This window comes from Thalassococcus halodurans (assembly GCF_900108225.1).
Taxonomy (GTDB): domain Bacteria; phylum Pseudomonadota; class Alphaproteobacteria; order Rhodobacterales; family Rhodobacteraceae; genus Thalassococcus; species Thalassococcus halodurans.
The window spans coordinates 52,692-78,863 of record NZ_FNUZ01000003.1; the positions used below are offsets into that span (position 1 = coordinate 52,692).

Below are 26,172 nucleotides of genomic sequence, written 5' to 3' on the forward strand. Positions count from 1 at the left end.
GAAAACGCCCTCATGAAAAATCATGAGGGCGTTGAAAACTACTATCATGCGATGCCTTCAGGCACCGGCGTTATGCGTCAGTGCATCGTCTGAGGAGACAGACGTGTAATTTCTTCTTTAAGCTTAAGCTTTTGCTTTTTCAGTTGGGCCACGCGCAAATCGTCAACGCCGGGCGATCTTTGCGCCTCTTCTACTGCGTCTGACAGAACACGGTGCTTCTTCTTCAGTTCCTGCAAATGCGAACTCAAGCTCATAGTGACCTCCTGTTTGTGAATAGAATTTCAGTGCATCATATTTTTTTTACAAAGTCACGCTGCACGCGCATTCTTGGGCGAGGAATATCAAAAGTATTTAGCAAAAGTTGTGCCGGCGCCTAGAAAGATAGCGCGCCGCCATGGCGAAGGATGGCCCTGATCTCGGGGCGATAGTCATCCCCGTCGGTCATATGCTGGCGGCCTTGATGCAATACGATAGGCGCATGCAGACGGAACGGCGCGCGGCCTTCCTTGCGTCCGCGGATCAACACCAACCCCGCATCACGACCTGTGCGCGGCACAAAGGGTTTCACTTCGACCGAGCCCAGATATTTCGCAAATCCGGAAATAAGTTCCGGCAATTTTTCGGCGCGATGGATGAACGTCACGGTGCCACGCGGCGCGGTGCGCTTAGCAGCGGCCTTGATCCAATCGGCCAAGGGCGTTTCGATGGAAAGCCCCGCCTCTTTCCCACTGTCTTGCGCAGGAACGCGTTGGGACGGATCGTAATACGGCGGATTGGCGATCACATGGTCAAAGGACATTTGCCGCAGCTCAGCAGACAGATCGCGCAGGTCGTTTGTTTCGATCACAGCGTCCAGACCGTTGCTTTCGGCGTTCCAGCGCGCCAGTTCGGAATAGTCAGGCTGCCGTTCGACGCCCCACAGGTGCAATCCGCTGACGCGTGCGCCCAGACATAGCAACGCAGGCCCTGCCCCGCAGCCAAGTTCGAGCACACGGTCACCGGGCTTTGCCGGAACGCTGGCGGCCAGAAAAACAGGGTCAACGCCCGCGCGATATCCAATGCGCGGTTGGCGTAACGTCAGTTTGCCGCCCAAAAAGGCGTCCTGCGTCAGTTCGTCGTCTGAAAAGGTTCTAACCTTCGAATTTAACACCGTTTTCCCAAAGAATTGTTCTTGCACGTGCAAGGTCCTGCGCCCTAACCATAAGGCGGCGTGGCAAAATGCCAATGGACCCTTCGAGCACGCTCATATTTACGTCGAGTTCAAAGGTTTCTATACCCGCGTCGTCCAGCACTGTGCGGGCAAGTGGAATAAGAGTAATATCGGTCGTGCGCAAAAGCTCTTCCATATTTCTCATCTAAACATCGGGGTCGGCCAAAGTCGACCCTTGGGGAGCATCACAATGGGTTTGGATCACACATCTGTAAAACCGCATGAACGCCTCGCTCAGGTCCTGTCGGGCGAGATGGAACAGGTGAACACGCTGATCCGCGACCGGATGGCATCGGAACATGCCCCGCGCATCCCAGAAGTGACCGCCCATTTGGTTGAGGCCGGCGGCAAGCGCCTGCGCCCCATGCTGACACTCGCATCTGCCAAGATGTGTGGCTACGACGGCCCTTATCATGTGCATCTGGCGGCCACTGTGGAATTCATTCACACCGCGACCCTGCTGCATGACGACGTCGTCGACGAAAGCGCCCAGCGTCGTGGGCGCCCGACGGCAAACCTGCTTTGGGACAACAAATCCAGCGTTCTGGTGGGCGATTATCTGTTCGCCCGATCGTTCCAGTTGATGGTGGAAACCGGATCACTGCGCGTTCTGGATATTCTGGCCAATGCCTCGGCCACGATTGCCGAAGGAGAAGTGCTGCAACTGTCCGCCGCGACCGACCTGCGCACGGACGAATCCGTCTACCTTCAGATCGTGCGTGGCAAAACAGCGGCGCTGTTCTCGGCTGCGATGGAAGTGGGCGGCGTGATTGCAGGCGTCGATGATGCGCTGACACAGGCGCTGTTTGACTACGGCGATGCGTTGGGCATTGCCTTCCAGATTGTGGACGATCTACTCGATTATCAGGGCGACACGAAAGCCACCGGTAAAAACGTTGGTGACGATTTCCGTGAACGCAAACTGACCCTGCCGGTGATCAAGGCCATCGCCAAAGCCGACGATGAAGAACGCGCCTTCTGGAAGCGGACCATCGAGAAAGGCAAACAGGAAGACGGTGATCTGGAACACGCCTTGGATCTTCTGAACCGTCACGGTGCGCTTGAAGCAACGCGCGACGATGCGCTGGAATGGGCTGATAAAGCCAAGACAGCACTGTCCGCGATCCCGCAAAGCGATCTGCGCGACATGCTGATTGATCTGGCCGATTACGTGGTCGCGCGGATCAACTGATCACGGGTTCAGCGTAACGGGCGCAACCCACCAATCCGGACGCTTGGCCGCAATGCGCAAGGCCGCCTGTTGGGCGGTCTCCGTATCGGGATATAGCCCGAAGCACGTCGCCCCCGATCCCGACATCCGCGCCAAAAGCGCATCATCCAGAACCGCCAGAACATCGTCGATCACAGGAGCAATCTCGCGCGCGGGAGCGGACAAATCATTGCGTTGGCCCGCCAACCAGTCCGCTGCCGCGGTCACATCGACAAAGTCCGGGATGACGTCTGGCATCGGCGCATTATTCTTTGTCGCCAATCCTTTGAACGCTGCCGGTGTCGGAACGCCCACGCGCGGATTGACCAGTACGGCGGGCATGGCGGGCAGTCCTTCGACGGGCATCCGCCCTTCGCCTGCGCCGGAAATACGCGCCGCTTTCGGATCCAGACACATCGGCACATCAGCACCCAGCGTCATCGCATTGCCCGGCAGGGGCATCCCCCACATCTCACCCAGCGCGCGCAGCGTTGCCGCCGCATCAGACGATCCCCCGCCAATACCCGCGGCCGACGGCAATTCCTTGTACAAGTGGATTGATGCACCGCGCACCGGATCCAAGAGGCGCGCGGCTTTCAGAACCAGATTTTCCTCGCCGGTCGGGACGCCATCGGCAAAGGGGCCTTCGACGCTCAGCGCCAGTTCGCTGTTCGGGGACACTTCGATGCGGTCGCCAAAGTCAGCGAATACAACCAGCGAATCCAATAGGTGATAGCCGTCTGGGCGTTGGCCCAAGACGTGAAGGGTCAGGTTGATCTTTGCCGGAGCAAAGTCGTTAATTTTTGTCATCAGTTACCATGTTCAGCGGATCAGCGCCTTCTTCTTCAAGAAGCTGATCCAGGCCGACTTCCAATTTGCGCCGGATGCGGTCGGCATCCGCGTCTTCGGACACATTTTCGTAGTCCACAAAACTTAAGGCACGTCGCCACATAAACTGCGCCTCGGTCCGACGGCCAACAGCCCAATAGCTGTCCCCGAGGTGATCGTTCACCACAGGATCGATCGGCATCAATTCGGCTGCGCGTTCAAGATGTTCGACGGCCTCTTCATACCGGCCAAGTTTGAAAAGAACCCAGCCAAGGCTGTCGACGATATAACCGCTGCCCGGCTCAGCCGCGACCGCCCGTTCAATCATATCCAAGGCTTCATCCAGCTTGGTCTGCTTTTCGACCAGCGAATACCCCAGATAGTTCAGAACCTGCGGCTGATCGGGGTTCAGGTCCAGCGCGGTGCGGAAGTCGGCCTCGGCCGCCTCCCAGTTGCCGGACCGTTCGTTGGAAATACCGCGCGCGTAGAACAAGAACCATTGCGACCGCTCTGGTTCGTCGAACAGGTCGATTGCTTTGGTGTAGGCCTCAATGGCGTCGTCGTATTCGTTCAGCGATCGCTTCAGATCGGCCAAGGTCGATTGGACAACGGGCAAATCGCCGTGGGTTTCCGCAAGGCTTTCCAACACCTCAACCGCCGCATCGGTGCGTCCAGCAGCGCGCAAGGCACCTGCCCGTCCCAGTTCCGCCGCATGGAACGCCGGATCATCGCGCTCAACATCACGGTAGGCATCGACGGCCAGTTCGTACTGGCCAAGACGTTCAAGCAATTCGGCCGTCATCAGCGCCGCCTCGAAATGGTCGCTGCGCAGGTGTTCGGCGATGCGTGCATAAAGAAGCGTGAAATCGTCAGACGCATCCTGTGCCAGTGCCTCGGCCAATGAGAAGAAGGATTCAGCCAACCCGTCCTTGGCAGAACGAACCACGTTGAACGGCAGGGTTTCGCCCGCCTCAAGCGCGGCTTTTACGCTGCGCAGCTCCGGGTCCATCTGGGCGTTAAAGGACTGATCCAGAAAATCGAGCGCTTCCTGATTACGCTCAAGCTGGCTCAGGATCGACAAACGCGCAATGACGGCGCGACGGGTGAATTGCAGACCGCCAGCCATGTCGGTCGCAAAGATCTTTTCAGCGCCCTCATAATCACCTACAGATGCCAGCGCCAAAGCCTTGTGATACACGGCAAATGGTTCAAGCCCTTGGGTTTCGCCGACCTTTTCAAAGGCGACCAGCGCGGCGCTCATGTCGCCTTGGCCCAACTGGGACCACGCGGTGATCAATCCGTCAACCAAGGGGCCAACGCCACGGTTCTGCGCAATCATATCGATTGCACCGGCGTAATCATCCTTGCCAAGGCGTTCGGCCATAACAGCCATCTGCGCGACCTGGCTGGATTGACCGCTTTCCAGAATGCGATTGCCCAGGACTGCCGCCCGTTCGACATTGCCCAGTGACAGGTACGACAGCGCGCCGCGATCCATAAATTCAAGGTTTTCGGGATCGAACATCAGGGCACGGTCAAAATAGCGGGCCGCCTGCTCAAAATCGCCGGTCATTCCCGCCTGACGCGCTGCCAGATAATCACCGGCAACCCCCTGCGCCGCCGACATCGACGGAAGGAAGAGTGCAATTGCCGTTGCCGCGGCTTTAAGCCAGCCTGATTGAGTCATTGTCGCCCTTTCGGCCTCTGTGAGGTGCTTTGCCTTAAACCTAGTCCTCTGCACAGCCACGCGCAATGAGGGGCCCACAATAATGGGCCCCTCATCATAAATCTTACGTTATCACGAAAAGACTTTCACAGCCTTCCAGCGACCAGCCAAAGTCGCTTTGTCCGCTGCATCACTCACGCAGCAGAGGAAAATCTACTTAAGAGGTAGTAATAAACCTTACATGCGCAAAATCGCTGTGTTATTCGTGTAATGGTAGAGTTTGCAGATTGACGATGCGTGAAATAGACACATCAGTAAACCTGCCAAGGAAGTTCGTTTTTTACCTTACCTTGGTGGCTATTGTTACGGTGATTGGCCCATTTGGCACGTACCACGCCCTTTCCCTCTGGGACAGGTTCGCGTTCTGGCTGGTGGACTTTTCCGCTGTGGCCGTCTTCGCCCATATCGGTGTTTATACTGCGTTTTCCGTAAATCTTTTCAATAAGCTATCGGGCACGACACGATTGTGCATCGGAGGCGTTTTGGGCGCAATCCCGTCTACTGCGGCTGTCATGTTCATCTACAAGGTTTTCGCACCCGAAGCAGCCGCGACGCTGATTTACCCCAAGGTGTATCTAGAGATCGCAGTGATTTCCGCACCCATGTTGTTAACTGAATTTGTCGTCATTCCCGCTGTCGTTCAAAAAACAAAAGGCGCCGAGGAAGAGGTTGCCGAACCAGTCGATGAAACGCCGCCAATGGAACCGGCAGCGCCCCTCGCCAAGCAACCAGAGCTGCCATCCGCGCTGAAAGACCGCTTGCCGCCAGAGATGCACAGCGCGCGCATTTGCTCAATTTCCATGCAGGATCACTATGCCCACATCACAACAGATCGCGGAAATGCGATGCTCCTCATGCGGATGGGGGATCTTGTCGATCTGCTGAATGGGGTAGACGGCATTCAAATCCACCGCTCACACTGGGTGGCGACTGCAGAAATCGAAAAGATTGAGAAGAACGGGCGCAAGCATCATGTGCATTTGCGGGATGGACGGGTTTTGCCGGTCTCGTCCAACCGGTTGGATCAAGCGCGCGCCCAAATCGAGCGCGCGCAAGAAACTGTCTGATTACATGTTCGGATAGTTCGGACCTTCGCCACCCTGCGGTGTCGTCCAGTTGATGTTCTGGCTGGGGTCTTTGATGTCACATGTTTTGCAGTGCACGCAGTTCTGGAAGTTGACGACAAAGCGTGTCTCTTTGCCTTCCTCTTCGACGAACTCGTACACACCAGCGGGGCAATAGCGCGCCGACGGGCCTGCGTATTTCGGCAGGTTAACCTTCACCGGAATGGTCGGGTCTTTCAGCTGCAGGTGCGGAGGCTGCTGTTCTTCGTGGTTCGTGAACGAGAAGCTGACGTTGGTCAGGCGGTCAAAGCTCAGCTTGCCATCGGGCTTGGGATAATCGATGGGCGCGAAATCCTTGGCCTCGCCTGTGGCGTCCGCATCGGTTTTGCCGTGGCCGATTGTGCCCAGCAGCGAGAAGCCGAATGTGTTGGTCCACATGTCCAGACCGCCCACCATCAGCGATGCGACCAGACCGTACTTGGACCACAGCGGTTTCACGTTGCGGACCTTCTTCAGGTCTTTACCAATCGCGCCTTCGCGGACTTCAACCTCATAGTCGTTCAGCTCATCGCCGGAACGATCCGCCTTGATCGCGGCAAAGGCAGCTTCTGCTGCGGCCTTACCGGACAGCATCGCATTGTGGTTGCCCTTAATGCGTGGGACGTTGACCATGCCGACGGAACAACCCAGCAGCGCCACACCAGGCGCCACCATCTTCGGCATGGACTGATAACCACCCTCAGAGATCGCACGCGCGCCATAAGCCACGCGCTTACCGCCCTCAAGCAGCTCGGCGACCATCGGATGGTGCTTGAAGCGCTGGAATTCCATGTAGGGGAAGAGGTGCGGGTTTTCGTAGTTCAGGTGAACCACGAAACCGACGTAAACCTGATTGTTTTCCAGATGGTAGATGAAGGAGCCACCACCTGCGTTCGAACCCAGCGGCCACCCCATCGTGTGGGTGACAGTGCCCTGCTTGTGCTTGGCGGGATCGACTTCCCAAATCTCTTTCATGCCGATGCCGAATTTCTGCGGCTCTTTACCAGCGGAAAGCTTGTACTTCTCGATCACTTCCTTGGCGAGCGACCCACGAACGCCTTCGGACAGGAACACGTACTTGCCGTGCAACTCCATGCCCGGCTCATAGCCGTCGCCCGGTGTGCCATCGGGGTTCTTGCCGAATTCGCCGGCAACCACGCCTTTGACTTCACCGTTGTCGCCGTAAACCAGCTCGGAACAGGCCATGCCCGGGAAAATCTCGACGCCCAGTTCTTCGGCTTGTTCGGCCATCCAGCGGCAGACGTTGCCCATCGAAACGATGTAGTTGCCGTGGTTGTTCATCAGCGGCGGCATGGGGAAGTTCGGCACGCGGATCTGGCCTGCTTCACCCAGCATATAGAAGTTGTCTTCTTTGACCGGCGTATTCAGCGGTGCGCCTTTGTCTTTCCAATCAGGGATCAGCGCATCCAGACCGCAGGGGTCAAGAACGGCACCCGACAGGATGTGTGCGCCAACTTCGGAGCCTTTTTCAAGGACAACGACATTCAGCTCAGCATCCAACTGTTTCAACCGGATCGCAGCAGACAGGCCCGCCGGGCCCGCACCTACGATTACAACGTCATATTCCATCGCTTCGCGCTGAATATCGGTCATGACACTCCCTCTGCCCACAGAAACGGGCACTCTTGTGAAATATTCTTGCGCCACGAGGTAACGACCGACACCGCCAAGGTCAATTGTGACACGGCGTCTCGGGACCAAATGATGTGATGATAGCGCGAACGCCCGCCAATTTTTCTAGCAGCACTTGCCAAGTGCTTTGCACTGCAACACTGTTGCATCGCCCGACACCCCGTGATTAGGACACGGCATAACCAGTGACAGCGTTGCGATCCGTCGTGATGCAACCTCCGGGAAAGAAAATGGAAAAACTACCGATGACCCGCGCGGGGGCCACCGCGCTAGAAGTTGAATTGAAAAAGCTCAAGTCCGAAGAGCGTCCCGCCATTATTCAGGCGATCGCAGAGGCACGCGAATTGGGCGACCTGAAAGAAAACGCCGAATACCATTCCGCGCGTGAAAAGCAGGGTTTTATTGAAGGCCGCATCAAGGAGATCGAGGGCGTTCTGGGCTTGGCCGAGGTCATCGACCCGACCAAACTGAGCGGTTCGATCAAATTCGGCGCGACCGTCACGTTGGTTGACGAAGACACCGACGAAGAAAAAACTTGGCAGATCGTTGGCGAACACGAAGCCAACATCGAAAAAGGCCTTTTGAACATCAAATCCCCCATCGCCCGTGCCCTGATCGGCAAGGAAGAGGGCGATAGCGTCGAAGTGCGCACACCGGGTGGTGAGAAAAGCTACGAAGTGCTCAAGATTGAATACATCTGATCAAAGGTGCAGCTGATATGGCTGACAGTAGTCAGAAAAAATCCGGTTTGGGCCTAAGCGACCATCAATCCGCCGAAGCAACGCGCGCGGTTGATCGGGCGGCTTTGGGCATTGGCATTGTGTGGCTTTTGCTGTCCGCAGGCTATTTCCTGTTCTTCAGTCAGGACGGGCTGGATGGCGTGCGCTTTCTGCTGATCCTGATGGTAGTATTTATGCCGGTCGCCATGATCTGGGTTGCCGCCATGGCCATGCGCGCTGCCCGCATCATGGAGGCCGAAAGCGCCCGTTTGCAGGCCGCTGTGGATGCGCTGCGCAAGGCTTATGTGACCCAGTCCAAAGCATCGTCGCCGAACGAACAGCTGCCCGCTGTGTCGATCGCGAAAAAGCTGGATGAAATCGCTGCGGCCCAACGCAAAACTGAAACGGCCTTAGCGACCTTCACCACGGTGCGCCATCAGAACCCAGCGCCGCTGGCATCTGATCCGTCTGATCCGAACGGTGGCGATCAGCCTGCGCTGGCGCTTGGCACACCGGCCGAGGCGATTGGCCAGCCACTAAGCACCGCTCAGTTGATACGCGCGCTAAACTTCCCCGAGACGGCGGATGATTCCGAAGGGTTCGCCGCCCTGCGCCGCGCGTTGAAGGATCGCCCGACAGCCCAGCTGGTTCAGGCCAGCCAGGATGTGCTCACGCTGCTCAGCCAAGACGGCATCTATATGGACGATCTGCGCCCCGATCTGGCCCGCCCCGAACTGTGGCGTCGTTTTGCCCAAGGTGAACGGGGACGCGTGATTGCAGCGCTTGGCGGTGTGCGCGACCGGTCTTCGCTGGCACTGACCAACGCACGTATGAAGAAAGACCCGATCTTCCGCGATGCGACACACCACTTCTTGCGCCTCTACGACAAGGCGCTGGCGCAGTTCGAAAAGACTGCAACCGACGAAGAACTGGCCGATTACACCATGACCCGCACATCGCGCGCGTTCATGTTGTTGGGCCGCGTTGCGGGCACCTTCGATTAAAGCCCGAAACTTCCATAGGGGATGAAGCGGACCAGATCGCCCTCGGCGATGTCCGCCGCTTCGTCCCCGAGCTCTACCAGCCCTTCCGCCCAGCTAAGCCCCGACACACGCCCCGATCCCTCAGAGGCAAAGACTTCGGCCTTGCCGTTGCGCAGGCGGGCCCGCAGGTATTCACGCCGCCCGGGTTTCTTGCGCTTGGTGAAGGCCGCAGGCACGTCGAACCCTTCGGGCGTCACCCAACCTGCCCCTGACAACGCCGACATCGCCGGACGCGCAAAGATCAGCGAACAGACAAAGGCCGCCACAGGATTGCCCGGCAGGCCAAAGACGGGAACACCGTTCCACATGCCCAGCGCCAAGGGACGACCGGGTTTCAACGCGATCCGCCATTCCTGCATCGCACCTGCTTCACGTAGCAGAGCCGACATGTGGTCCTCGTCCCCAGCCGAGGCACCGCCGGACGTCAGGATCACGTCTGCCTTGGTCGCAGCATCGTCCAGAATTGCGCGCAAGGCGTCGCGGTCATCGGGCGCGCGGCCCATGTCGACGGCTTCGTACCCCCAAGCCTCGGCCAAGGAACACAGCATCGGGCGGTTGGCGTCGTAAATCTGCCCTGCGCCCGCCTGTGCCCCTGCCTCGACCAGTTCATCACCGGTGGACAAGACAGCCACCCGAAGCCGTTCAAAGACAGGAACCGTGCCATGCCCCACGGACGCAGCCAGCGCTAATTCGGGCGGACGCAATTTTGTGCCTGCGGGGATCGCCACTTGGCCAACAGCCATATCCTCGCCTGCCTTCCGCGTGTTGGCCCCGCGTCGCAAACCACCCCGAAACGCGACCTGCGCGCCGTCGGCGGTGCAGTCCTCATCCAGCACGACAGTGTCCACACCGTCAGGCAGATCAGCCCCCGTCAGAACGCGGATCGCATGGCCTTCAGGGACCTTACCATCGTAGGGCACCCCTGCTGCAGAACGGCCTTGAACCAGGGGCAGAACGTTGTCGCCATCGGCCATCGCGGCGTGGGCAAAGCCGTAACCATCCACCGCCGTATTCGGATGCGGCGGATTTGCGCGTTTGGCCAGTAGATCAGCGGCCAGAACACGGCCACGCGCATCAGTCAGCGCGACATCCTGCTGCCCCACCACCGTATGCAACCGATCACGCAGCATCGCCAAGGCGTCGTCTACAGGCGTCCAGTCGACACCCGCGGGCAAGGCGAAACAATCGTTCCGCAGGGGCGGTGGCCGCAGACCTGCGGCGGCGTTCAATTCGTCTTCAAAGCCCAAGCCCAGTATCCAACCTTCTTCCGGTGCGTTGACGTCCAACATCTCAGCCAAGCGCGCGGGGGGCAACGCAGAAAGCGCACGCGCCAGTAACCTGACCTGATGCGCATCGCGAATACCGCCCAAAGCTTCGGCAGATTTCACAGAAGAATTAATCAGCCCCGGCCAGATTTCGACAAATGCCACAGGCGCGTCCAGTTTTTGAAACGGCCAGACAGCGACCTGCATTTCGCTCCGCAACCGGTTGAGCACTGCCAGACCCGTGAACACCTGACCGCCAACGGCCCCAGCGCCGCCCATTTGCCAACAGGTAAAGGCTCCTTTTGCCATGGCATCACAGGCACGATGTTCGGACATTCCGTGACCTGTGCGCGTGTCTTTGCGTGGCAGATGGGTAAAGTCCTGCTTCAACGCATTGAACCAGAATGGCCCAACGCCGGAAAACTGGGCATTGATCCGGTCGGCCAACGCAAAACGGTTGTTACCCTTAGGCGTATCATCAAGGTTCCGTTCGACCCAATCCCATACGGCAAAAGGATCGTCCTGCCCTGTCAAAGCCCGCGCAAAGCCAGCGGGATAGCCGAAGGGAAAATCAAAGCCGATCAACAGGCGCTGGCCAAGCGCCTGAGCGTCGTCAATCAACGCCCGCAGACGATCCTCTGCCACAACACGATTGCGTAAGTATTCTGGCTCGGCCCCGTGTTCGCACAGCCAGATCGCGTCCTTGCGCGGCTTGGGCCCTGTGTCATTGCCGCCCGACCAATCGACCACCACAAAGCGGTCGAAGCGGATCACAGGCCGACTTCCCCGAGGATAAAGTCCGCGATGGCCTTTGTGTCGTTTAGATCAAACACCGGTCTGTCCAGTTCCAGCGGCGTGTCCGAGGCGACCGCGCGGATGGTCGGATCATCGGGCGCAATCAGCGGATTGCCCGGTTCCTGACGATGCGCTTCGACCTTAGGGTGACGATCGCGTTTATACCCTTCGATCAGCACAAGATCGACGGGCGACAGGCGTTTCAGCAGATCATCAAGGCTCGGCTCATCCTGATCGCGCAGTTCCTGCATCAGGGCGACGCGGTTGCGCGATGACAAAAGCACCTCACGTGCGCCCGCTTCGCGGTGGCGATAGCTGTCGCGACCTGGATGATCGACGTCAAAGCTGTGATGGGCGTGCTTTACCGTGCTGACGGAAAATCCGCGCGCTGTGATTTCGGTCACCAGCCGTTCCATCAGCCCTGTTTTGCCCGCGTTCTTCCAGCCCGTGACCCCGTAGATTTTCATGAAACAAGCGCCTCGGCTTTGGCCAGATCCTCTGGCGTATTTACGTTGAAAAACGGATCGCCCGCGTCTGTCGGAAACAGCGCCTCGCATCCGTCGTGTTGTTCGGTCCAGATCACCACCTTGGCCCCGCCCCCTTCCAGAAACTTGCGCAGGTTATCGCGCAGGGCAACCGGCCAAAGGCCGAAGGTGGGGTGCCGGATTAGGCCGGACTTGGATTTCGATTTTGTCTTCGCTTCACCCTTAGTAGCGGCCAGCGCCAAGGGGTGCGCCATTCCGTCGGCGGCCAGCAACAATTGCGGCACCAGATCACAAGGAAAAAACGGCGTGTCGGCGGCAACGGTGACAATGGTTTCCGCGCCCTGCTCTGCCGCCCAATCCAGACCGGCCAGAACGCCCGCTAAGGGGCCTGCGTAGCCGTCAATGCTATCGGCAATCACGGGCAGGCCGTAGTCCGCAAACCGCGCGGCATCGCCGTTGGCGTTCAGCACGCAACCGGCGACCTGCGGTTCCAGCCGGTCGATCACATGGGACAGCAGGGTTTTGCCCCCGACAGTCAGCAGTCCCTTATCGCCACCGCCCATGCGCGTGGCCTGACCACCCGCCAGAATAACGCCCAAAGGTTGCTTCATGCCGCGCCTTTCCGACCGGATTTCTTGGCCTCGTCCGGCACCGCGTCAGGATCGATGTCCCATTCCAGCCGATCCGCGCCGCTTAGACAGACAAAGCGTTTGCCGCGCATCCGTCCGATACAGGTTAAACCAACCTGACGGGCGATATCGACACCCCAAGCCGTGAACCCTGAGCGTGACGCCAGCACAGGAATGCCCATCAACGCGGTCTTGATCACCATTTCCGAGGTCAGTCGCCCCGTGGTGTAAAGGATTTTGTCGTCCGCCGAGATACCGTTCAGGAACATCCAACCGGCGATCTTATCCACCGCGTTATGACGCCCCACATCCTCCATATAAACCAGAGGCTGATCCCCTTGGCACAGAACCGTGCCGTGGATTGCACCAGCCTCTAGATACAGCGACGGGGTCGTGTTGATCTTGTGCGCAAGACCGTAAAGCCACGAGGTATTAACAGACGTCTGCGGCAGTTGGACCTGATCCAACCCTTCCATCATGTCACCAAAGACGGTGCCTACAGCGCAGCCCGAAGTGCGGGTCTTTTTCTTGACCTTTTCTTCATAGGTCGTGGCCGACGCCGTGCGCACAACGACTGTCTCAAGCTCTTCGTCGTAGTCGATGCCAGTAATCTCTTCGTCGTCTTTCAGCATCCCCTGATTGCGCAGGAAACCGACCGCCAGAAAGTCGGGATAATCCCCGATGGTCATGGCGGTCACAACCTCTTGGCTATTCAGATAGATTGTCAGCGGACGCTCCTCGACCACGGAAATCTGCGTCTCAGCGCCTGTGTGGTCAATGCCGGTGACTGCGCGGGTCAACCCGTTTCCTGAGGGATCCGGTGCAATCACGTAGTTGGCTTTTTCGTGAAGCTCTGCCAATTGCATCTTCCTTTTCACGGGTCTACGGCTGTTTTGATCAGATTAGGACAGAGTGATGGTGGCCACGAGCACAAAGTCAAGTTTCTGGCGCGGTTTTCGAACTGGCGTGCCGTTTCTTATGGTGATTATCCCCTTCGGTCTGCTGTTCGGGATCGTCGCCACAGACGCAGGCATGAGCAGTTTTGAAGCGCTTGCATTTTCCGTCGTTGTTATCGCTGGCGCCGCCCAGTTCACCGCTGTTCAGTTGTTGCAGGATCAGGCCCCGATGGTTGTTGTTCTGGCTTCGGCCATTGCGGTGAACCTGCGGATGGCGATGTACTCTGCGTCGATGACCCCGCACCTTGGCCGCCTGCCGCTTTGGAAACGTGCGATGACGGCGTATTTCCTTGTGGATCAGGTCTATGCCAGCGCAATCCTTGAATACGAGGAACGCCCGCAGCTAACACTGGCCGAAAAATTCGCCTTCTTCATGGGGGTCGTGACACCGATTTGCCTGCCTTGGTATGTGGCGACAGTGGCGGGCACGATTGTCGGCAACGCGATCCCGCCTGAATTGGGTCTGGATTTTGCTGTGCCCATCACCTTCCTTGCGATGATCGGTCCGATGCTGCGCACCCGTGCACACGTCTGGGCCGCCATCGCCGCCGTGGCAGGGGCACTGGCCTTTGTTTGGTTGCCCTTCAATCTGGGCCTGATGGTTGGCGCCATTGCAGGCATGATTACAGGCGCCTACGCCGAAACCCGCGCAGAGGAGGCCAAAGCATGATCCCTGAATGGAAAATCTGGCTGACGATCATCGGTCTCGGCGCAGCAAGCTTTGGCCTGCGCTTTGTGTTCCTTGGTCTGATCGGCGACCGCGCCATGCCTGAATGGGTGCTGCGCCATCTGCGCTATACGGCGGTTGCTGTGTTGCCAGCCCTGATCGCGCCACTGGTGCTATGGCCCAGCGCCACGGGCGGCACGTTTGATCCGCTGCGCTTTACTGCGGCGATGGCGACACTGGTGGTGGGCTACAAGACGCGCAACGTCGTCGCCTCGATCCTTGCCGGTGCCGCAATCCTGATTTCGGGGAATTACTTGTTGCCCTGATGCGCTTCGCCGCTTGGGCTGGTGGCGCGCGCGTCTTCGGGTTTGAAGGCGGCGATCGCCTCGGCCTTATCATCCGAATCGTTTTCGAACAGTTTGCGTTCGGTCACGCCGGGAACCTGAGACATCTGTTTCTGCAGATTGCCCGGGAAGAACGTCGGTTTGATCTGTTCGAATCCGGGAAGCTTGCTGAGCAGGCTGGACGTCGCATTGGTGCAGAACGCACTGGCAACGGTGCCGCGATCCTGCGCCAGTCGCAGCGCCATTTCCGCGACCTCGGGCGATACCTCGATCCGCTGGATCACCACGTGATAGGTTTCCCGCGCATGCGCCCGTTCGTAGAAATCGGCGACCTGCGGAGTGATGCCGTAAAGAACGTCACCACGTTCCGCGATAGCGGGATGTTTGACCGACCCAGCCGGGTCGAACACCACGCGCTGGGACGCGTTGATCATAATGCTGCTGTGTGCGCCGCTGCCCGAGCGGTTTGACACCATTGTGTACAGCGTCAGCGCGGGCGGCCCATCATGGCGATAGGCGAATTGCTGTGTCGTCTCGATAGACACATCGTCCGGACTGTGCGCTGCACAGCCAGACAGTCCAAGGGCCACAACAAGACAAATCGATGCTTTCGAAAGCGTCATGAGGCCCTCGGATATTCCGTAAAGTCAGGGGTGCTTATGCGCCGACAAGCGCCAGAATGACCACAGCCACCAGAATCGCAATACACGTTTTGATCGTGAAGCTGACGAAACCAGCAAATGTTTCTTCCTGAACAGTGATGTCCATTTCGCCGTGCTTGTGCTCTGCCATCGTTTCATTCCCTTCCAGAGTCGCGTTTCCCGTCTGCTACCGCATTTAAAACGGGCTGTCACGATGTCCATTAGGCGCATTCTGCCGCAAGGTGGCCGAAATGCGCAATTATCGGGCTTTAAATACCCAAGCGCCGTCATCCCGATCACTGCGAGTCGCGCGATCTTCGTGCCAGAGGTGAAGGCAGTGGGACATCGCCTCAACCAGCGCGAGACCGTATTCACCACTGCCGATGTTACGTTTGAACAGCGGCATAAAGCATTCGCCCGCTGCCTTGGGCGTGTCCAGATGGGCCTCAAGACGGTTCAGCGCGCTGTGATGGTTGTCGATCAACTGGCGCATGCGCATCGGCAGGCCCGTAAACGGTAGCTTATGACCGCCCAGAACCAGATGATCGGCGCGAGCATATGTCGCCAGACGTTCGCAGGCTTCGATCCAGTCGCTAACGGGGTCGGCCTCGGGTTCTGTCGCGTAGACACCGATGTTGGAACTGATCGACGGCAGCATCTGGTCGCCTGCCAGAATCAGATTGTCATCACGGCTCCAGAAGGTGGCATGTTCGGGCGCATGTCCATTGCCGATCCGCACGTCCCAGTCGCGCCCACCGATGCGAATGACATCGCCTTCTTGCACCCGCTTGAACCCCAAGGGCATCGGGTGAACCACATCGGCAAAGTTAAAAGGTCGTTCCGCAGCACGCTGGTCATAGACCTCTTGCGACATGCCGCAGCGGCGCCAGAATTCCAGCGTTTCGGGCGTTGGCGTGGATTGCGCGTCCAGCGTCAGCATACGCGCAAACAACCAACTGGTGCGCGTTGCCCAAACCTTGGCCCCACGTGTCTGGAACCAACCGGCCATACCCACGTGGTCAGGGTGGTGATGCGTCAGGATCACCCGCGAAACCGGCTTGCCCGCCAAGGGACCCGCCAACAGCTTTTCCCAAATCGCGATGGAGCGTTTGGAGTAGATACCTGCGTCAATCAGTGTCCAGCTATCGCCATCATCCAGCGCATAGATGTTGACGTGATCCAGCTTCATCGGCAGCGGCAGGCGAAGCCACAAGACCCCTTCTGCGATCTCCGTTGCCTCGCCCTCGGCGGGCGGTTCCGCCCAGGGGTAACGTATGCCCTCTGCCGCGCCGTCCATTACGCGGCCAGATCGTCGGGCGACAACGCGTAGAGGTCTTCGGCCCCACACCGCGCGTGCGCCAGAACACCTGTGTGCTCGGGCAACAGACGGGTGATGTAGAACCGCGCCAGACGCGCACGGGCGCTGTCGGGTTCCTGCATCGCCGCCTGAAGGTGATAGTAGCCACCCAGCACACGGGCAAACCCGCGCAAGAAGGGAACAGAGCCTGCAAAGCGTTCGTTCAGGTTGCCCTGCGCGACCATCCATTCGACCGTTTCACGCAGCGTTTCGCTGGCCTGCCAGACCGGTTCGGCCAGTTCGGGCATCTTTTCCCGCGCCTGTTCGGCAAAGCCTTCAATTTCGTCCAGCAGCGCAAAGATCGCGTCGCCACCGTCCATCATCTTCCGCGCCACAAGGTCCATCGCCTGAATGCCGTTGGTGCCCTCGTAGATCGGGGTCACGCGCACATCGCGCAGGAACTGCGCCGCGCCGGTTTCTTCGACGAATCCCATGCCACCGTGAATTTGAACGCCCGTATTGGCCACTTCACAGCCCACGTCAGTACCAAAGGCCTTAGCCACCGGTGTCAGCAGCGCCGCGCGGGCCGACCATTCCGGCTTGCCCGTGGCTGACGCCATGTCGATGGCAACGGCACAGGCCAAAGCAATGGCGCGGGCTGCAAAGATATCTGCCTTCATCGATGCCAGCATACGGCGCACATCCGCGTGGTCGATAATAGCGCCTGTGCCGTTTTCAATCGGGCTGGCACCCTGTGTCCGGTCCATCGCATAGGCCAGCGCGTGCTGATAGGACGCCTCGGCGATACCGATGCCCTGTGCACCCACACCCAGACGGGCGTTGTTCATCATGGTGAACATCGCTTTCATACCGCCGTTTTCCGACCCGACCAGCCAGCCGGTCGCCTCGTCATACTGCATCACAGCGGTGGGCGAACCATGCAGGCCCATCTTGTGCTCAAGGCTTACACAGCGCAGCGAGTTCGCGACGCCGGGCTTGCCGTTTTCATCAGGGATAAACTTGGGCACCATGAACAGGCTGATGCCTTTGGTTCCGGGCGCACCGTCGGGCAGACGGGCCAGCACCAGATGGCAGATGTTTTCCGCCACATCATGATCACCCCACGTGATGTAAATCTTCTGGCCGCTGATCTTATAGGTGCCGTCACCGTTCGGTTCGGCCTTGGAGCGCAGCGCACCAACGTCGGAACCGGCCTGCGGTTCGGTCAGGTTCATCGTGCCTGTCCATTCACCGGAAATCAGCTTGGGCAGATAGAGTTCCTTGATCTCGTCGCTTGCGTGATGCTCCAGCGCCTCGATCTGGCCTTGGGTCAGCAGCGGGCACAGTTGCAGCGCAAGGTTCGCGCCCGACATCATGTCGTTCACCGCCGTCGCCACCGCTTGGGGAAGACCCATCCCGCCGAATTCGGGGCTGGCCGAAACCGACACCCAGCCACCTTCGGCAATCGCCTTATACGCTTCGCCAAAACCCGGCGACGCGCGCACGACACCGTTTTCCAGAACCGCCGGCGTCAGGTCGCCCTGACGGTTCGTCGGCGCCACCACTTCGTCACACAGTTTACCGGCCTCTGCGATGATCGCCTCGATTACATCCGCTGTCGCATCTTCGAAACGCTCGGTTGCGGTGACGTCGTTCAGACCGACAATCTGATTAAAGAGAAAGGTAAAGTCGGAAACAGGGGCGCGATAGGGCATGAAGCCTCCATTGGAAATTCTTGGCAAGCACGTCCAGCAGGTCTATGCAGACGGCCATCGTTAGAGACAGGTTTACCCCCTCTAACTGCCTGTTCAACAAAAACGCGGCGTCATAGGTGCGCATCTTCCCATGAAACCAACTCAGACACGACGCATCACATCGGAGCATACCGCTGATGCGGTTTCGATCTGGCGCGACGGCGGGCTTGTCGCATTCCCGACCGAGACTGTCTACGGTTTGGGCGCAGATGCGACAAATGACCATGCAGTGGCCCGTATTTACGAAGCCAAGGGTCGCCCGAGTTTCAACCCGCTGATCGTGCATTTCGCTGAACTGGATGATGTGAAGGCACAAGTCATCTGGTCCGATCAGGCCGAGGTTCTGTCCAAGGCATTCTGGCCCGGTCCGCTGACCATGGTTCTGCCTTTGGCCGACGGGTCAAAGATGTCGAAACTCGTCTCGGCCGGTCTGCCCAGCTTGGCAGTGCGCATGCCTGCCCACCCAGTGGCCCGCGCGTTGCTGCGTGACTTCGGCGGTGGCATCGCTGCCCCTTCGGCCAACCGGTCAGGCCAGATCAGCCCGACGCGCAGCGATCATGTGCTGGCCACCTTGGATGGCCGGATCGAGGCCGTGGTCGAGGGCGGGGCCTGTGACGAAGGGCTGGAATCGACCATCATCGGCCTGACAGACACGCCAACAATTCTGCGCCCCGGCACCATCACGCGCGCCCAGATCGAACAGGTCTTGGGCCAGCCCGTCGCCATCCGCGAAGAAGCAGGCGCCATCAGCGCCCCCGGCCAACTGGCCTCGCACTATGCCCCCAACGCCCGCATGCGCCTGAACGCCACAGACTGGCATGACGGCGAAACGCGGCTGGGCTTTGGCGACGTGGATTGCGATCTGAACTTGTCGTCCACTGGCGATCTGACCGAAGCGGCTGCCAGTCTGTTTGCCCACCTGCATGATCTGGATGCAAAAGGCGCCAAGGTCATCGCCGTGTCGCCCATTCCGGACAAAGGCCTTGGCCGCGCCATCAACGACCGCCTAGGCCGCGCTGCGGCACCACGCCCCGATGATCAGGTTTGAACCGTGATGGCTTTGCCGGATATGCTTGGCCCGTCTGTGACAAGTGGAAAGGGTCCCAAGTGACACAAAGGGCGCGCGCACCATGGCTGTGACGTTGAAAGACGTGGCGCGCTACGCGGGCGTGTCGACCTCGGCTGTGTCCCGAACGTTTACCCCCGGCGCGTCGGTGTCCCCGAAAATGCGCGAAAAGGTCGAAAAGGCCGCCGCTGAATTGGGCTACAGCCCGAACGCCTTGGCCTCATCCCTGACCACTGGGCGCACCAAGCTGATCGGTCTGGTGTCCAACAACTTCCGCAACCCGATCTTCCTGCAAATCTTCGACCTCTTCACACGCGGTCTTCAGGAACAGGGCCTGCGCCCCTTGCTGGTGAACTTGTCCGACGAAACCGACCCCGCCAATTCGGTCAGGATGCTGCGGCAGTATTCGGTGGATGGCGTTGTTGTCGCCTCGTCCACCCTGCCGCCTGAATTTGCCGAAGCCTTCCATGACGCAGGCATGCCCGTTGTCCACGCCTTTGGCCGCGCTGCGACAAATCCCAAGGTCGATATCGTCGGCATCGACAACGTCGCCTGCGGACGGATCGCGGCACAGACGTTGATCGATCGTGGCTACCGCAAGATCGGCTTTCTGGGCGGGCCGGATACAGCGACCTCGACCCAGGACCGCCTGAAGGGGTTTCAAGAGGTGTTGAGTGGTCGTGATGACATCGACCTGACCGTGTCCTTTGCCGCCGCCTATTCCTTTGACGCCGGTCGGACCGAGATGCAGCGCCTGCTGTCCGCCCCCCGCGCCGAGGCCTATTTCTGCGGCGACGATGTCCTGTCAATCGGCGCCATGTCCGCCATCGCCGATCGCGGCCTGCGCTGTCCCGACGACATCGGAATCATCGGCCTGAACGACATGGAAATCGCAGGCTGGAACAACATTGATCTGACCACGATCCATCAACCGATCCGCGACATCGTCGATGCCGCCATCGCGGTCATGGACGAACTGCTGAACACCCCCACCAAAGCCCCCGCCGCGCGGATATTTGAGTGCAACGTGGTGGAGCGGGGGACTTTGAGAAAATTGTAAGCTAGATAGCATTTTCGAGCAGGTGTTGACCCATCGCGACACCAAAACAGTCAGCGATTGTCAAACTCTGTGTCGCGCCGCCGAACAAGTCTGAGGGCTGCGAACGACTTAAGGCAGTTTATCAACCAAAATCGCGTTCAGCGTCGATCCCGAACGGCGCAAGATGGCAAGCTTTTGGAACTCGTCCGAATTCCAGAACGCTTTTGCGTGGTCACGGTCGGGAAATTCGATGACGAAGGCCGCATCTGGAAGCAGATCGTCCCCTTCCAAGCCTTCCGGATCCCCTCCGCGTACTAGAAACTGCCCCTTATGATCAGCAACGACGTGCGGGATTTTGTCGAAATATTCACTCATCCAGTCTCTGCTGTGGATTTGCATTCGACCTATTACAAACGCTGCCATATGCCTGCCTTCCCTAGCCTTGAAACCAATCTGAATACAAAGCTTAAAAGTTGGACGCGCTTTCGGCAAATCCACATTGAGGCACCTGCCCATCAGCGACATCGTCGATGCCGCCATGGCGGCCATGGGCGAACTGTTGAACAGCCCCAGCAGCCCCCGCCGCGCCGTGCAGCAATTAACGGTTCAGGATTTGACAGTGGTTTCTTTTTGCATAGGCACCAAAGGCTTCGGCTAGTTCTTTGGCTTTATCATTAGATGCGACCGCGAACTCGAGAAAAGGAAGAGGAATGATTTCTCCTGTTAACAGCGTATCTGCAGATGGACCTCCCGGTGCAAATGTCGTGGTAGAGCGGAAGCTGATTGGTGAAGGAAGTTCCTCGACCGCTGTCGCGAATTCATAGAAATCGGGCGCATCTTCATGGGCAACAAGCTGTTGCTCTCCGCTGTCCGTGCTGACCACCTCGGCCATAACTCGGTAAAAAAGGGAACCGTTTTCGGCTTCTAGGATTTTTCTGATATTTTCTGAATCAAGCGGAGACTGTTCCGCGCGTAAGCCCGACAAGTCATTTATTTTTGCGACCTGTTCCAGCGTCCGCTCTCTCAGGGGCAATCTGTTTACGCGCAGAATGATTGCTTGGGCGGTTGGACGAATTCCGAACTCTTTCAAATCGTAATTTCTCAAGTCGACCTTGGTGATGATGCGCGTCAAAGAAATCGGGGCATCGATCTCTCCCTCAACCTCGCGCGATATAGACAGGTTGCAACCATCAAGCTGAACAAGTCCTTCCTGCTTCAACTCATCGATCAACTCGCTATTCACGCGATGATCCGCTGAAAATTGCCAAAGAAAGTATATCGCCGGCAGGACAAGGGCACTGAAAATGCCAATCAAAATATTTTTCAAATCATCTCTCCAAGTCTCGATATTTTTAGCCCTAAAACTTGGAAAAATGGCAAGACATTTCTTCACGGGCACGGATGCCCGCAAAGGCAAATGGGATGAACACGAACGTCAAGGACGTGGGAATAGATTCATAGAGAGACGGCAAGGCCTTTTCAGCGTGCGGACGCCCGATTTTAAGCACAGCCTGGCTACACATTCCTTTACCGGAACATCGGCGGCCTTGCGTCGACCCAGGCTCCGTTTTCTTTGGCAGATCGTACCGCTGCATGCACCGCCGCCATGGATCGCAGACCGGCCTCGGCGGTGGGCAGGCCATCGCGGGTTTCCCCAGCAATCGCATCGGCTAGATCGCAGTAGATGTTGGCCACGGCCAAGGGAAAGCCCTCGGGATGGGCGATCGCCACGCGTGACAGGCGTTGGGCGTCGGGGTGCAGGCCGCCTTCGCCCTTTTCGATGATCTGTGTGCGGCCGCCGACGGGGGTGTAGATCAGCTGGTTCGGTTGTTCAGACGCCCAGCGCAGGCCGCCTGTTTCGCCGAATATCTGGATGTCGAACCCGTGCTGACGGCCGATGGCCACCGAAGACGTCCAAAGCCGACCGACAGCGTCACCGCCTCGTCCCCGACGATTAAGCTAGCCATGTGCCACGCAAAAGTCGAAGCTATTCTGAACGACACCCACGTAACTACGCGGACAATGCACGACGAAAGCGTTGCACTGTCGTACCAAGGTGGCAGTCGCAACCATCCCGACACTTTTGACAAGTCTGCTGTGCCTGCGCTGGACGTTTATAGGGAGCCGTTCGATGACAGCGATTGATCTGGTGCGCGATGACGCAGGTATTGCCTTGTGGCCCAGATCGGCAAACGGGATAGACAGCGTGGCTTTGAGTACACTAACAGCCGCCGAGATTGCCCGCACTTTCGGGCCTCTATCCCGATTTGGTCAGGCCGATACACCCGCCTCGGTAACGCTGAATTAGGCGTTCCGCTCAGTCCGCAAAAAGGTGCCAAACACCCCAAGCCGACCTGGGAAGGTGCCAAGGGCATTCACACTCGCATGCATCGTTGGTGCTGGGAAGGCTTGGTTTAGCGGCTTTGACGGTTTGAACAATCAGGTCAACAACGGACAAAAGCCAAGACACAGCGCCCGTTGTTGATAACAGATTTACTGCCCGTCGACACTGATGGTCACGCGACGCCAACTGCGGTCGCTACGCCCTGCGGGAACGCCCGCCGCTCGTGCTTGTTGGGACCCGAGGCCCACATGCTGAACCCGTACATTTGACCCTGCTACGCCCCGAACCATCCCCGCAACCAGCGCTGCGCGTCGGTGCGACAGTGATCGGTTGGTCGCCTCATTGCCTGTGGGGTCTGCGTGACCGGTCACACGGACCAAGCGGCTACCACCTGAAATCAGGGTGCGCAGGTTCGGCCCCATGCCCCCCCACCATGCTTGCACCTGCGCCTCAACCTCGCGGTTCGAAGAAGCGCTGCCGCTGTTAAAGAAGATATGTTTGCCATTGGAAGGATCACGCGGCGCAGGGCTGTTCCCGCCCCCACCACCGTGAGCAGGCTCAGCTTTCGGGGCCTGCGTTGTCGGGTACTTCGCGGTGCATACCGCAGTTACAGGCCCGCTGACATAGCTGACCGGTCCTGCTGACACGAGCCCACCACGGAATCCAGACACCCTGACGCGTCCATTGGTATAGACACGGATTTTGCCTTCGAACTGCTCTTGCACGCGCCCCATCAGATCCGCCGGATTCCAAAGACCCGTGAACCGGAATTCAGCGTAACCCGGCATGCTGTTGGACAGGCGTACTTCAATAGGAACTGCACGAGCCGTCATCCGGTGGTTCAGCCAACCGATCGAAGGCGCTCCAGCTAGAATTGTGGCCCGCGTCACCGAAAAGCAGTTGTTGTAGACCTGCACACGAAAAGGATACGTCGCATGGTCCCGACCACCGGTTTCATATTTGCAGCGCAAATCGAACTTATAGATGTTTGTCCGATCCGGTGCGTCCGGAGGATTGTAATCCGCGCGGATCGCCAGAGGCGTGCAGTCGAAATCAAGGCCATTAAACGTTTGCCGGGCCATTTTGCTTAGGCGTGCCACGCGCAGACCAAAATCCAGCGCGTCGTTTGCAGTCTGGATGCCGGACTGCGCGGTCTGATGCGCCTGCTGCACAGTCTGAAGGGTGTTGCGCATAGGCAGCGTCGGATCGACCAGAAGATCACCAGCCTTTGACCCGACGCTTGTTGCACCCGCGCTCAGGAAATCGCCGACAAACGGCAACGCGCGTGCTGCCGCAGCCACCTTGCCCCAGATTTCGGGATCTGCCCGCAGGGCCGTGACCTCGTATTGGTCGCCATAGCTTTCGGCGGCCTCGGCCCCCGCGTTCAGGCCGATAATGTCAATATTCGGATCATTTTCCGTGAACAGATCACGCGCGAACAGAATGTCGCCGTCCTGCAGCGTTTCCGCGCTGGGCACGAAGGCGACAAATGACTGGGCAAGCGGCCCCTTTCCTTCTACGGCCGCAGCCAGAAATTGAGGAACACCGCCACCCGTTGCTTCGTTAATGGACGTCAGCGTTTCAAGGATTTCATGCGGGCTGGCACCTTCGGCGTTATGGCAGGAACAGCTTTCGGAAGGGGATTGGAAATAGTCTTTCATGTCTGTCACTCCTTTGAAAATTCAGTGTCGCCGCCCGCAATCAAGCGAGAGGAAAGCAAACCGGCACCCAGCCTCGGCAAATCAGCTTGACGCGGTCGCTGCCATGGGCGGGCAAGGTTGAACAAATGCGCCCGAAGATCATGAATCCCCAACCCTCTTGGCAGATCAGACAGCATTGCCGCCGCGATCCCGCAAACATGAGGTGCTGCTTGGCTGGCCCCCGACATCTTCACAGTTCGGGGTCTTGGGCTACTGCTCCAGCGTGGTGTGGATTTGGCCGCCTGAATACGAAAGCCCGGCGCCGCAAGATCAGGCTTTTGTCGGCCGTCCCGCGTGGGGCCGGAAGACGCAAAAGGCGCGGGCCGTGCCGTCGGGCTATCCTCTGCCGCCGCACCGACGGCGATTGGCAGAAACCCATTGCAGATCGATCCGATCGTGTGGCGGGGATCAGCCGAGCTATTCGGCAGGCGGGACTGGTTTCGGCGCGAACCGCTATCGCGTTCGATCCACGCATGCCAGCGTCCATCCTCGATGATCTGACCCTTCAGTTCGATCTTCCACGTTCCGGAAGGTGCCTCAGGCCCAAGGAAAGCCTCGATGTGGTGATCAGGTGTATTCGGGTCATATGCGCGGTGATAAAGCCGTGCGACTTCGCTTCCGTCTTTTTGGTACAACCCGCGCGCATCACCAAGTTTGACAGCGACAGCCTTGTTGGCCCCCGGCGGTGTGATTTGCACTTCGAATGTGTCGCGATCCGAATACCAAATCTCGATTTCATTCGGTGTGCGGTCGCCGGGGTTGGTCTGCCATTCGATGACATGCGTTCCGCCCGGTTGCAGCCGGCCCGATGTATGTGCCCGCGCCAAATAGTAGTTACCCGCCGATTGCACCAACAACCGGTCAGGTGCTGCTTCCAGAAACCGATCAAAGGCCTGCTCGACAAGGGTCAGACCTGTATGAGGCCCGCCATGCCGACCGATCGACATGTTGATTACAAAGGGCTGATCCCCTGCAGCTTCTGCAATGAAGTCAATTGCTTCAAGCAGCCGCACACTATCGCCCAGGTTGGCAAGCCCCGACAGGGGGCCGGACGCGAGATGCACAAAAACCAGATCAGCTTCCGGCGCCACGCCACCCCCGCCGGGCCGCGTCGTTCCGGCGGCAATGTCTGCGACATGCGTGCCATGGGCACCAGCGCCCCGATCGCTTTTTCCCGGGTGATAGCCCAGCGCGGTATAGGGCCGTGATGTGTTCAGGGCTGCGTTGATATCTGCGCGCGTGTGGACCTTTCCGTAGCCGAAACGTGGAGATGGCCCTTTGGCGCCTTGGTCCCACAGCGCGCGGATGCGCGAGCGGCCATTCTGATCACGGAAGGCCGGATGACCAAAATCAAAGCCCCAATCAATGACCCCGACAACCACGCCTTTTCCACGATTCCCCAACGGGACGCGTGGGCGCACGCCGTCATCAAACAACTGCGAAAGGCTTTCGGGCGACATTTCAGGCCCGTCGAACTGCAAGGCACGCGGTGCCTTCAGCGACCGTGTCGACGGATGCGCCCAGACGCGTTCGATATCACTGCGGCGGATACGGACCGTCGCAATTTCCGCAAACCGCGAAATTTCGCAGACACCTTCTGGTAGCTCGTTGGTCCCCGGTGCAAGGCGGACAATCGCCTCGATAATCTCGTCAGGGTCGCCATCGGCCAAAAGTTCACGCAGCGCCGGATCCATCGCC

26 protein-coding genes and 1 pseudogene are annotated in these 26,172 nt (G+C 58.7%); 8 read left to right on the forward strand and 19 right to left on the reverse strand.

Annotation, left to right across the window (positions count from 1 at the left end; genetic code table 11):
- Positions 1-77: 77 nt before the first annotated feature.
- From C4S59_RS10190 to C4S59_RS10200, 3 genes are all read right to left on the reverse strand, one after another.
- Positions 78-254, reverse strand: a complete 177-nt coding sequence (locus tag C4S59_RS10190) for a YdcH family protein (RefSeq protein WP_103910406.1) — start codon at positions 252-254, stop codon at positions 78-80.
- Positions 255-373: 119 nt separating this feature from the next.
- Complete coding sequence (locus tag C4S59_RS10195; protein ID WP_234994737.1) at positions 374-1,093, reverse strand: tRNA1(Val) (adenine(37)-N6)-methyltransferase; 720 nt, start codon at positions 1,091-1,093, stop codon at positions 374-376.
- A 37-nt stretch (positions 1,094-1,130) separates the two neighbouring features.
- Positions 1,131-1,346 (reverse strand): putative signal transducing protein, encoded by a 216-nt coding sequence (locus C4S59_RS10200; protein WP_103910408.1) that lies wholly within the window; start codon positions 1,344-1,346, stop codon positions 1,131-1,133.
- A gap of 54 nt (positions 1,347-1,400) precedes the next feature.
- Here C4S59_RS10200 and C4S59_RS10205 point away from each other — a divergent pair, with 54 nt between their 5' ends.
- On the forward strand, positions 1,401-2,402 hold the full coding sequence (locus C4S59_RS10205) for a polyprenyl synthetase family protein (protein WP_103910409.1): 1,002 nt from the start codon (positions 1,401-1,403) through the stop codon (positions 2,400-2,402).
- On the opposite strand, the gene C4S59_RS10210 is transcribed toward C4S59_RS10205, so the two are convergent.
- Complete coding sequence (locus C4S59_RS10210; protein ID WP_103910410.1) at positions 2,403-3,230, reverse strand: 4-(cytidine 5'-diphospho)-2-C-methyl-D-erythritol kinase; 828 nt, start codon at positions 3,228-3,230, stop codon at positions 2,403-2,405. It lies immediately after the preceding gene.
- Positions 3,217-4,935: a tetratricopeptide repeat protein gene (locus tag C4S59_RS10215; protein ID WP_103910411.1), complete on the reverse strand. Its 1,719-nt coding sequence runs from the start codon at positions 4,933-4,935 to the stop codon at positions 3,217-3,219. Before C4S59_RS10215 ends, C4S59_RS10210 begins: the two co-directional genes overlap by 14 nt.
- Before the next feature lie 272 nt (positions 4,936-5,207).
- On the opposite strand from C4S59_RS10215, the gene C4S59_RS10220 reads away from it, so the two are divergent.
- Positions 5,208-6,041, forward strand: a complete 834-nt coding sequence (locus C4S59_RS10220; protein ID WP_103910412.1) for a LytTR family DNA-binding domain-containing protein — start codon at positions 5,208-5,210, stop codon at positions 6,039-6,041.
- Here C4S59_RS10220 and C4S59_RS10225 read toward each other — a convergent pair whose 3' ends face one another.
- On the reverse strand, positions 6,042-7,691 hold the full coding sequence (locus tag C4S59_RS10225; protein ID WP_103910413.1) for an electron transfer flavoprotein-ubiquinone oxidoreductase: 1,650 nt from the start codon (positions 7,689-7,691) through the stop codon (positions 6,042-6,044).
- Positions 7,692-7,960: 269 nt separating this feature from the next.
- Here C4S59_RS10225 and greA point away from each other — a divergent pair, with 269 nt between their 5' ends.
- Both greA and C4S59_RS10235 read left to right on the forward strand, forming a co-directional pair.
- Positions 7,961-8,431 (forward strand): transcription elongation factor GreA, encoded by a 471-nt coding sequence (gene greA / locus C4S59_RS10230; protein ID WP_103910414.1) that lies wholly within the window; start codon positions 7,961-7,963, stop codon positions 8,429-8,431.
- 17 nt (positions 8,432-8,448) lie between these two features.
- Positions 8,449-9,453: a hypothetical protein gene (locus C4S59_RS10235; protein WP_103910415.1), complete on the forward strand. Its 1,005-nt coding sequence runs from the start codon at positions 8,449-8,451 to the stop codon at positions 9,451-9,453.
- On the opposite strand, the gene C4S59_RS10240 is transcribed toward C4S59_RS10235, so the two are convergent.
- Genes C4S59_RS10240 through C4S59_RS10255 form a run of 4 tightly spaced genes read right to left on the reverse strand, consistent with a single transcriptional unit; the run spans position 9,450 to position 13,532 of the window.
- Positions 9,450-11,531, reverse strand: coding sequence for a molybdopterin-binding protein (locus tag C4S59_RS10240; RefSeq protein WP_200813209.1), 2,082 nt, complete (start codon positions 11,529-11,531; stop codon positions 9,450-9,452). The genes C4S59_RS10235 and C4S59_RS10240 overlap by 4 nt on opposite strands.
- A complete protein-coding gene (gene mobB, locus C4S59_RS10245) occupies positions 11,528-12,019 on the reverse strand; it encodes a molybdopterin-guanine dinucleotide biosynthesis protein B (protein ID WP_103910416.1) in 492 nt (163 codons plus the stop codon). Before mobB ends, C4S59_RS10240 begins: the two co-directional genes overlap by 4 nt.
- Positions 12,016-12,648, reverse strand: a complete 633-nt coding sequence (gene mobA, locus C4S59_RS10250) for a molybdenum cofactor guanylyltransferase MobA (RefSeq protein WP_103910417.1) — start codon at positions 12,646-12,648, stop codon at positions 12,016-12,018. Before mobA ends, mobB begins: the two co-directional genes overlap by 4 nt.
- A complete protein-coding gene (locus C4S59_RS10255; protein WP_103910418.1) occupies positions 12,645-13,532 on the reverse strand; it encodes a formate dehydrogenase accessory sulfurtransferase FdhD in 888 nt (295 codons plus the stop codon). The genes mobA and C4S59_RS10255 overlap by 4 nt, the downstream gene beginning before the upstream one ends.
- Before the next feature lie 49 nt (positions 13,533-13,581).
- On the opposite strand from C4S59_RS10255, the gene C4S59_RS10260 reads away from it, so the two are divergent.
- Both C4S59_RS10260 and C4S59_RS10265 read left to right on the forward strand, forming a co-directional pair.
- Entirely contained in the window at positions 13,582-14,292 is a 711-nt protein-coding gene (locus C4S59_RS10260; protein WP_103910419.1) for an AzlC family ABC transporter permease, read from the forward strand.
- Positions 14,289-14,615 (forward strand): AzlD domain-containing protein, encoded by a 327-nt coding sequence (locus tag C4S59_RS10265; RefSeq protein WP_103910420.1) that lies wholly within the window; start codon positions 14,289-14,291, stop codon positions 14,613-14,615. Before C4S59_RS10260 ends, C4S59_RS10265 begins: the two co-directional genes overlap by 4 nt.
- Here C4S59_RS10265 and C4S59_RS10270 read toward each other — a convergent pair.
- The 4 genes from C4S59_RS10270 to C4S59_RS10285 all read right to left on the reverse strand — a co-directional run bounded on the left by C4S59_RS10270 (position 14,600) and on the right by C4S59_RS10285 (position 18,286).
- On the reverse strand, positions 14,600-15,256 hold the full coding sequence (locus C4S59_RS10270; protein WP_103910421.1) for a hypothetical protein: 657 nt from the start codon (positions 15,254-15,256) through the stop codon (positions 14,600-14,602). The two genes, C4S59_RS10265 and C4S59_RS10270, sit on opposite strands and share 16 nt — an antisense overlap.
- Positions 15,257-15,290: 34 nt before the next feature.
- A complete protein-coding gene (locus C4S59_RS10275; RefSeq protein ID WP_103910422.1) occupies positions 15,291-15,425 on the reverse strand; it encodes an aa3-type cytochrome c oxidase subunit IV in 135 nt (44 codons plus the stop codon).
- A gap of 108 nt (positions 15,426-15,533) precedes the next feature.
- Positions 15,534-16,571, reverse strand: coding sequence for an MBL fold metallo-hydrolase (locus C4S59_RS10280; RefSeq protein WP_103910423.1), 1,038 nt, complete (start codon positions 16,569-16,571; stop codon positions 15,534-15,536).
- The gene (locus C4S59_RS10285) at positions 16,571-18,286 is read right to left on the reverse strand and encodes an acyl-CoA dehydrogenase (protein ID WP_103910424.1); all 1,716 of its coding nucleotides are present in this window, start codon (positions 18,284-18,286) and stop codon (positions 16,571-16,573) included. The genes C4S59_RS10280 and C4S59_RS10285 overlap by 1 nt, the downstream gene beginning before the upstream one ends.
- Positions 18,287-18,416: 130 nt before the next feature.
- Between C4S59_RS10285 and C4S59_RS10290 the strand changes: the two genes are divergently transcribed.
- A complete protein-coding gene (locus C4S59_RS10290) occupies positions 18,417-19,373 on the forward strand; it encodes an L-threonylcarbamoyladenylate synthase (RefSeq protein WP_103910425.1) in 957 nt (318 codons plus the stop codon).
- 82 nt (positions 19,374-19,455) lie between these two features.
- Complete coding sequence (locus C4S59_RS10295; protein ID WP_103910426.1) at positions 19,456-20,451, forward strand: LacI family DNA-binding transcriptional regulator; 996 nt, start codon at positions 19,456-19,458, stop codon at positions 20,449-20,451.
- A 108-nt stretch (positions 20,452-20,559) separates the two neighbouring features.
- Here the strand turns inward: C4S59_RS10295 and C4S59_RS10300 are convergent, their stop codons facing one another.
- From C4S59_RS10300 to C4S59_RS10320, 5 genes and pseudogenes are all read right to left on the reverse strand, one after another.
- Positions 20,560-20,979, reverse strand: a complete 420-nt coding sequence (locus C4S59_RS10300; RefSeq protein ID WP_103910427.1) for a DUF1330 domain-containing protein — start codon at positions 20,977-20,979, stop codon at positions 20,560-20,562.
- A gap of 49 nt (positions 20,980-21,028) precedes the next feature.
- On the reverse strand, positions 21,029-21,757 hold the full coding sequence (locus C4S59_RS10305) for a hypothetical protein (protein WP_103910428.1): 729 nt from the start codon (positions 21,755-21,757) through the stop codon (positions 21,029-21,031).
- A 200-nt stretch (positions 21,758-21,957) separates the two neighbouring features.
- Positions 21,958-22,368, reverse strand: a pseudogene (locus tag C4S59_RS10310) (Gfo/Idh/MocA family oxidoreductase); the annotation flags it as partial.
- A gap of 555 nt (positions 22,369-22,923) precedes the next feature.
- Positions 22,924-24,435, reverse strand: coding sequence for an OmpA family protein (locus C4S59_RS10315; RefSeq protein ID WP_103910429.1), 1,512 nt, complete (start codon positions 24,433-24,435; stop codon positions 22,924-22,926).
- Between the two features lie 5 nt (positions 24,436-24,440).
- On the reverse strand, positions 24,441-26,168 hold the full coding sequence (locus tag C4S59_RS10320) for a S8 family serine peptidase (protein WP_103910430.1): 1,728 nt from the start codon (positions 26,166-26,168) through the stop codon (positions 24,441-24,443).
- Positions 26,169-26,172: the final 4 nt, after the last annotated feature.